Annotated in this window: 7 protein-coding genes; 4 read left to right on the top strand and 3 right to left on the bottom strand. The window is 62.2% G+C overall.

The genetic code is table 11. The features are described from left to right. The first annotated feature begins 121 nt into the window (after positions 1-121). Positions 122-1,438, top strand: a complete 1,317-nt coding sequence (locus tag ACTD9P_RS29155) for a bifunctional DedA family/phosphatase PAP2 family protein (protein ID WP_438870355.1) — start codon at positions 122-124, stop codon at positions 1,436-1,438. Here the strand turns inward: ACTD9P_RS29155 and ACTD9P_RS29160 are convergent. Genes ACTD9P_RS29160 through ACTD9P_RS29170 form a run of 3 tightly spaced genes read right to left on the bottom strand, consistent with a single transcriptional unit; the run spans position 1,432 to position 3,113 of the window. Then, complete coding sequence (locus ACTD9P_RS29160; RefSeq protein WP_065911245.1) at positions 1,432-2,025, bottom strand: LON peptidase substrate-binding domain-containing protein; 594 nt, start codon at positions 2,023-2,025, stop codon at positions 1,432-1,434. The genes ACTD9P_RS29155 and ACTD9P_RS29160 overlap by 7 nt on opposite strands. 21 nt (positions 2,026-2,046) lie before the next feature. Beyond that, positions 2,047-2,763 (bottom strand): LrgB family protein, encoded by a 717-nt coding sequence (locus ACTD9P_RS29165; RefSeq protein ID WP_065911246.1) that lies wholly within the window; start codon positions 2,761-2,763, stop codon positions 2,047-2,049. Beyond that, entirely contained in the window at positions 2,760-3,113 is a 354-nt protein-coding gene (locus tag ACTD9P_RS29170; RefSeq protein ID WP_056861958.1) for a CidA/LrgA family protein, read from the bottom strand. The genes ACTD9P_RS29165 and ACTD9P_RS29170 overlap by 4 nt, the downstream gene beginning before the upstream one ends. A gap of 164 nt (positions 3,114-3,277) precedes the next feature. Here ACTD9P_RS29170 and ACTD9P_RS29175 point away from each other — a divergent pair, with 164 nt between their 5' ends. The 3 genes from ACTD9P_RS29175 (at position 3,278) to ACTD9P_RS29185 (ending at position 6,228) form a co-directional block, all read left to right on the top strand. Then, entirely contained in the window at positions 3,278-3,733 is a 456-nt protein-coding gene (locus ACTD9P_RS29175) for a MaoC family dehydratase (RefSeq protein ID WP_438870356.1), read from the top strand. 105 nt (positions 3,734-3,838) lie between these two features. Then, on the top strand, positions 3,839-5,557 hold the full coding sequence (locus ACTD9P_RS29180; RefSeq protein WP_438870357.1) for a C13 family peptidase: 1,719 nt from the start codon (positions 3,839-3,841) through the stop codon (positions 5,555-5,557). A 29-nt stretch (positions 5,558-5,586) separates the two neighbouring features. After that, on the top strand, positions 5,587-6,228 hold the full coding sequence (locus ACTD9P_RS29185; protein WP_017136040.1) for an oxidoreductase: 642 nt from the start codon (positions 5,587-5,589) through the stop codon (positions 6,226-6,228). Positions 6,229-6,308: the final 80 nt, after the last annotated feature.

The following is a 6,308-nucleotide window of genomic DNA, read 5'->3' on the forward strand; positions in this document are numbered from 1 at the left end:
CGCGAATGCGGTGTATCAGTGAAGGAACCGTAGCTGACACACCGCATTCGCGAGCAAGCCCGCTCCCACAGTTGATCGCCACTGGCTCAGGTTATGTCTTGCACAAATGGAGTGACGTTTTATGGGCCAATGGCTCGATAGCATTACCGGGTGGCTCACACTGAACCCCGAATGGCTGGCGGTGGCGGTATTTGTGGTCGCGTGCGTGGAGTGCCTGGCCATCGCCGGTCTGATCGTGCCAGGCACCGTCTTGCTGTTTGCCATTGCGGCGCTGGCCGGCAGCGGCGCGCTGTCGTTGAGTGAAACCTTGCTGCTGGGCTTTCTCGGCGGCTTGCTTGGCGACGGGGTTTCCTACTACCTGGGCCGGCACTTCCATCAGAACATCCGGCGCTTGCCCGGTTTACGCCACCACCCGGAATGGATGAACGGCGCCGAAACCTACTTCCACAAGTACGGCATCGCCAGCCTGCTGGTCGGGCGCTTCATCGGCCCGCTGCGCCCCATGCTGCCGATGGTGGCGGGCATGTGCGACATGCCGTTCCCGCGTTTTGCCGCCGTCAGCGTGGTGGCCGCCGCCGGCTGGTCGGTGGCCTACCTGCTGCCGGGCTGGGCCACCGGCGCCGCGTTCCGCCTGCCGCTGCCGGAAGGTTTCTGGCTGGAAGCCGGGATTGTGGCCGGGTGTATCGCGGTGTTGCTTGGGATGAGCTTGAACAGCAGCCTGCGCGGCCATCGTCGCGCCACCTTGTGGGTCGGCTGCGCCAGCCTGACCTTGTTGATCGCCCTGTTTATCGGCTACCCCCACCTCAATCACTTCGATCAGGGCCTCAGTGCGCTGGTGCAGGAGCACCGCAGCCCGTGGCTGGACGAGGTGATGGTGCGGATTACCCAATTGGGTGAATTCAGGAAAATGTTTATCGCCAGCGCGATTTTCACCGGCCTGCTGCTAGTGGCGCGGCAATGGCGGCATGCCGTGTTCGTCGGCGCCACCTTGGCGGGGGCCGCGGTGATCAACACCGGCACCAAGCTGTTTTTCGCCCGTGGCCGCCCGGAAATCCTCACCGACCCACTGACCAGTTTCAGCATGCCCAGCGGCCACGCCTCCGGCGCCTTTGCCTTCTTCCTTGCGCTGGCGGTGCTGGCCGGGCGCGGGCAACCCACGCGCCTGCGCCTGACCTGGATGTTACTGGGCTGTATTCCCGCGGCCTTCATTGCCTTGTCGCGGGTGTACCTGGGCGCGCATTGGCCCACGGACATCCTCGCCGGCACGTTGCTGGCAATGACGGTGTGCGCTTTCAGCCTGGCCGCCAGCCAGTACCGCAGCCCATTGCCTGCGCTGCCGCAAAAGGTCTGGTGGTGGATGTTGCCGGTGGTGGTCGCGGTGCTGGGCTTTATCGCCCTCACCGGCACTCCCCACGCAATGCTGCGCTACGCCTACTGAGTAAAGAGTTCGCCCTGCAACTCGTCGAGCAGCATCTGGATCGCATCCAGGCGCTGCTGCGGGTCATCGAGTTGCAGCAGGTCGATCTTGTCGGCCTCGGTGAACGGCAGCAGATACGCCAGCTGATTGCCCAAGGCTTGCTGGCCCTCGGCATGCGCGTCCATGTCCAGCGAGGCCACCATCGGGTGCTCGGCCAGGGCCTGGAGCAACGCCAGCAGGTCGGCGTCTTCTTCTTCCAAGGGCTGGTCGGGCTGTTCTTCGAGCCATTGCACTTCGGCCACCAGCAACTGGTCCTTCTGCACCCCGGCGTCACGCACGCGAAAGCGTCGCCCGCCTTCGACACGAATGCCCAGCAGGCCGTTGTCCTGCTGCTTGAAATCGCGGATCAGCGCTTCACAGCCGATCAGCGCGTAGCCGTCCGGAGCCATGCCGACTTCCTTGCCATCGAGGATGCACACCACGCCAAAGCTTTCGCCCTTTTTCATACAGCGGCTGATCATGTCCAGGTAGCGCGCCTCGAACAGTTGCAAGTCGAGGGTGCAGCCAGGGAACAGCACGGTATTGAGCGGGAACAGCGCCAGACTCATAAAGGTTTCCTTAAACCTGGTTTAAACGATCACCGACACGGCCAACGGCAGGAAAACCGCCGTGCCCACGCCCATCAGACTCATGGCCAACGCCGCGAAGGCGCCGCACTCTTCACTTTCCTGCAAGGCCACCGAGGTGCCGACGGCGTGGGCGGTCATGCCCAGCGCCATGCCGCGCGCCTCAGGGCTGTGTACACCGAGGCGCGACAGGTACGCCGGGCCGATCATCGCGCCGATCACCCCGGTGATCAGCACAAACACGGCCGCCAGCGCGGCCACGCCGCCGATCTGCTCAGCCACCAGCATGGCAATCGGCGAGGTTACCGACTTGGGCGCCATGGTCATCAGCATCATATGTTCGGCGCCGAACCACCAGCCCAGCAGCACACACAAGCCGGTGGCCACCACGCCGCCTATCACCAGCGTAGTAAAAATCGGCCAGAACAATTGTCGAATCCGTCGCAGGTTCAAGAACAGCGGCACCGCCAGGGCCACCGTCGCCGGGCCGAGCAGGATGCCCATGATCTCGGTGCTCTTGCGGTATTCGACGTAGGTCAGGCCGCAGCTGAGCAACACACCGATCACCAGCAGCATCGACACCAGCACCGGCTGCAGGAAGATCCAACGGGTTTTCTCGAATGCCGCCAGCACCAGTTGGTAGGCGCCGAGGGTGATGCCGATGCCGAACAACGGATGATGAATAACCGCAGCCCACGCGCCCTGCCAGTCGCCGATCATTGATCGCGCTCCTTGCGTTTGACCATGCGCTGCATCAGCACGCCGACAAAACCCATGGCGATCACCAACGACAACACCAGTGCGCCGATGATGGCCCAGAAATCGGCAGCAATATCTTTGGCGTAGACCATCACACCCACCGCCGGCGGCACCAGCAGCAACGGCAAGTAACGCAACAGGCTGCTGGCGGCCAGGCTCAGGGGCTCGCCGACTTCACCGCGCCAGATCAAATAGCCCAGCATCAGCAGCAAGCCGATGATCGGCCCCGGCAGCACCGGCAACAGCAAATGGTTGATCGCGGTGCCGATCAGTTGAAACAGCACCAGCCAGGTCAGGCCCCGTAACAGCATCGCTCTCTCCCCTCTAAAGCTGGGACGCATTATAAGCACGCCCGCCGTATGCTTCGGCATTCGCCAAAAGCATGGTGGGTTGACCGGGTGGGTTGCCCATGATGATCTACATTGGTTCTCTGTAACCCATAAAAAACAGAATCGATGAACCAAGGAGAGTCGCAATGCCCTCTGTACCTGTAGCGCAGCTCAAAGATTATGTCGGCAAGGAACTGGGACGTTCCGAATGGCTCACCATCGACCAGGCGCGTATCAACCTGTTCGCAGAAGCCACCGGCGATCATCAGTTCATCCACGTCGACCCGGTCAAGGCCGCCAAGACCCCGTTCGGCAGTACCATCGCCCACGGTTTCCTGTCGCTGTCGCTGATGCCCAAGCTGATGGAAGACATCCTGATCATGCCCGAAGGCCTGAAGATGGCGGTCAACTATGGCCTGGACAGCGTGCGTTTTATCCAGCCGGTAAAGGTTAATTCCAAAGTCCGCCTGAACGTCACCCTCACCGACGTGACCGAGAAAAAACCTGGCCAATGGCTATTTAAGGCCACCGCCACCCTGGAAATCGAAGGCCAGGAAAAACCTGCTTACATCGCCGAGTCGCTGTCACTCTGCTTCGTGTAAGGCCGGGCCTGTGGCGAGGCAATAAACCTTGCCACAGTGTATGTAAATTTATGTATGAAACTCGCAGCTGCGGCATACTCGGCGCTTAATTATCCGGATCCCGCTATGCGCCCACTCGCTCCCCTTGCCCTTGCCCTGTTGCTCACCGCTTGCGGAGACGGCGAATCGCTGTTGCCGCCCGATGCGCGCCTGCCCGACGGCGGCCGTTACCGGGGTGACGTGGTCAACGGTTTGCTGCAAGGCCAGGGCCGCGTGGACTACCCCAACGGCAGTTGGTACGCCGGCCAGTTCGACAAAGGCCAGTGGCACGGCCAGGGCGAATGGCATGGCAGCAACGGCGAGGTCTACAAAGGCCAGTTCCAGCAAGGCCTGTTCGACGGCCAGGGCAGCCTGACCACGGCGGGCAGCAGCTACGTCGGCGGTTTCAAGAACGGGCGACGCAACGGCGAAGGCACCCTCAAAGAGGGGCAGATGACCTATCGCGGCGAATTCAAAAACGATCAATATTCCGGCCTCGGCCGCCTCGAGTTGGCCGACGGCAGCCAGTACCAGGGCCAGTTCGAGCACGGCAAACCGAATGGCGAAGGCCAGCGCAACGACGACAGCGGCAACCAGTTCAGCGGCCGTTTTGTCGATGGTCAGCTTGAAGGCAACGGCACCTTCAACAGTGCCGACGGCGATATCTATGTCGGCCAGTTCAAACAGAACCAGCTCAACGGCAAGGGCCGTTATGAAAACGCCGACGGCGACGTGTGGATCGGCCAGTTCAAGGAAGGCGCACTCAGCGGCAAAGGCGAGTTGATCGGTGTGGACGGCAGCCACTACGTGGGCCAGTTCAGCGAATGGCGCTTCAGCGGCGAAGGCCGCCTGAACCTCACCGACGGCAGTTTCTATGTCGGTGGCTTCGACAGCGACAGCTATCAAGGCAAAGGCACCCTGGTGCTCACCGACGGCACCGTGCAGGCTGGCACCTGGGTCAACGGCATGCGCGTGCGCGATGCCGATGGCAAGTTGCTGCCCGACCCACTGGAGGTCGGCATACTCGCCCAGGGCCGCCTGCTCGATGCCGCACTCGCCGCCGTGCCGCCCTCCACCCCCGCCGTCGAGTTGTACACCCTGGTACTGGCCGGCGATGGTAAACAAAGCGTGTTCCTGCGCGAAGCCGACTACGTCAGCAACATGCTCGCCACCCGCTTCGGTGCGCGCGGGCAGATTCGCCTGGTCAACCACCGCGACCACATCGCCGACCGCCCACTGGCCACCCGCGAAAGCCTGCGCCGCGCGGTGCAGACCCTGGCCGAACGCACCGGGCCGCAAGACCTGGTGTTTATCTACATGACCAGCCACGGCACCCACGAACATGAACTGGTGCTCGACCAGCCGCGCATGGAGCTGGCCGACCTGCCCGCCGATGAGCTGGCCGCGGTACTCGCGCCGCTCAAGGACCGCGACAAGATCATCGTGATTTCCGCCTGTTACTCCGGCGGGTTTATCCCGGCCTTAAAAGACGAGCACACGCTGATCATGACCGCCTCGCGCGCTGATCGCGTGTCCTTCGGCTGCTCCGAGGAAGCGGACTTCACCTACTTCGGCGACGCCCTGTTCGCCCAGGCTTTCAACCAGACCGACGATTTGCAACAAGCCTTCAAACTGGCGCAGCTGCAAGTGGCCGAGCGCGAACAGGCGGACAACTTCGAAGCCTCCGAGCCGCAGATCTGGGCACCCAAGGGCGTGATCGCCCACTGGCAATTGTTACGTAAACAGCAGGCACGAAAGGCGCTCGAAAGCGTCTCAATGAATAGCAAGGAAGCCAAAGGCAACTAAGCTGTAACGTGTAACAAGGGGGAAACACCATGTACCTGACACCTCAGCATATCCTGCTCGCCGGCGCCTCCGGCCTGACCGGCGAACACCTGCTCGACCGCTTGCTCAACGAACCCACGGTGACCCGCGTACTGGCACCTAGCCGCAAGCCACTGGCCGAACATCCGCACCTGGAAAACCCGGTGGGCGACCCGGCGGTGTTCCTGCCGCAACTGAGTGGCCAGGTCGATATCGCCTTCTGCTGCCTGGGCACCACGATTAAAAAAGCTGGCTCAGAGGAGGCTTTCCGCGCGGTCGACCTGGACATGGTGGTGGCCTTCGCCAAGCGCGCACGGGAGATGGGCGCGCGGCACTTGATCGTGATCAGCGCAATTGGCGCCGACCCGAAATCCTCGATTTTCTACAACCGCGTCAAAGGCGAAATGGAACAGGCGCTCAAGGCCCAGGACTGGCCGCAACTGACCATCGTGCGGCCTTCGTTGCTGCTGGGAGAACGCCTGGAGTCACGCCTGGCCGAGAAAATCGCCGGGCCGTTGTCGCGGTTGATTCCGGGCAAATATCACGGTATCGAAGTCTGCGAACTGGCCCGCGCCATGTGGCGCCTGGCGCTGGAAGAGCAGGATGGCGTGCGGGTGGTGGAGTCGGATGAGTTGCGTAAACTCGGCAAGTAATACGATCTAAAAATGTGGGAGCGGGCTTGCTCGCGAATGCGGTGTTTCAGTCAAATTATGCATCGACTGACACACCGCAT

This window comes from Pseudomonas onubensis (assembly GCF_965653655.1).
Taxonomy (GTDB): domain Bacteria; phylum Pseudomonadota; class Gammaproteobacteria; order Pseudomonadales; family Pseudomonadaceae; genus Aquipseudomonas.

Coding starts and splice junctions, on each gene's coding strand:
- ACTD9P_RS29155 (WP_438870355.1), top strand. CDS start 122: ATGGGCCAATGGCTCGATAGCATTACCGGGTGGCTCACACTGAACCCC.
- ACTD9P_RS29160 (WP_065911245.1), bottom strand. CDS start 2,025: ATGAGTCTGGCGCTGTTCCCGCTCAATACCGTGCTGTTCCCTGGCTGC.
- ACTD9P_RS29165 (WP_065911246.1), bottom strand. CDS start 2,763: ATGATCGGCGACTGGCAGGGCGCGTGGGCTGCGGTTATTCATCATCCG.
- ACTD9P_RS29170 (WP_056861958.1), bottom strand. CDS start 3,113: ATGCTGTTACGGGGCCTGACCTGGCTGGTGCTGTTTCAACTGATCGGC.
- ACTD9P_RS29175 (WP_438870356.1), top strand. CDS start 3,278: ATGCCCTCTGTACCTGTAGCGCAGCTCAAAGATTATGTCGGCAAGGAA.
- ACTD9P_RS29180 (WP_438870357.1), top strand. CDS start 3,839: ATGCGCCCACTCGCTCCCCTTGCCCTTGCCCTGTTGCTCACCGCTTGC.
- ACTD9P_RS29185 (WP_017136040.1), top strand. CDS start 5,587: ATGTACCTGACACCTCAGCATATCCTGCTCGCCGGCGCCTCCGGCCTG.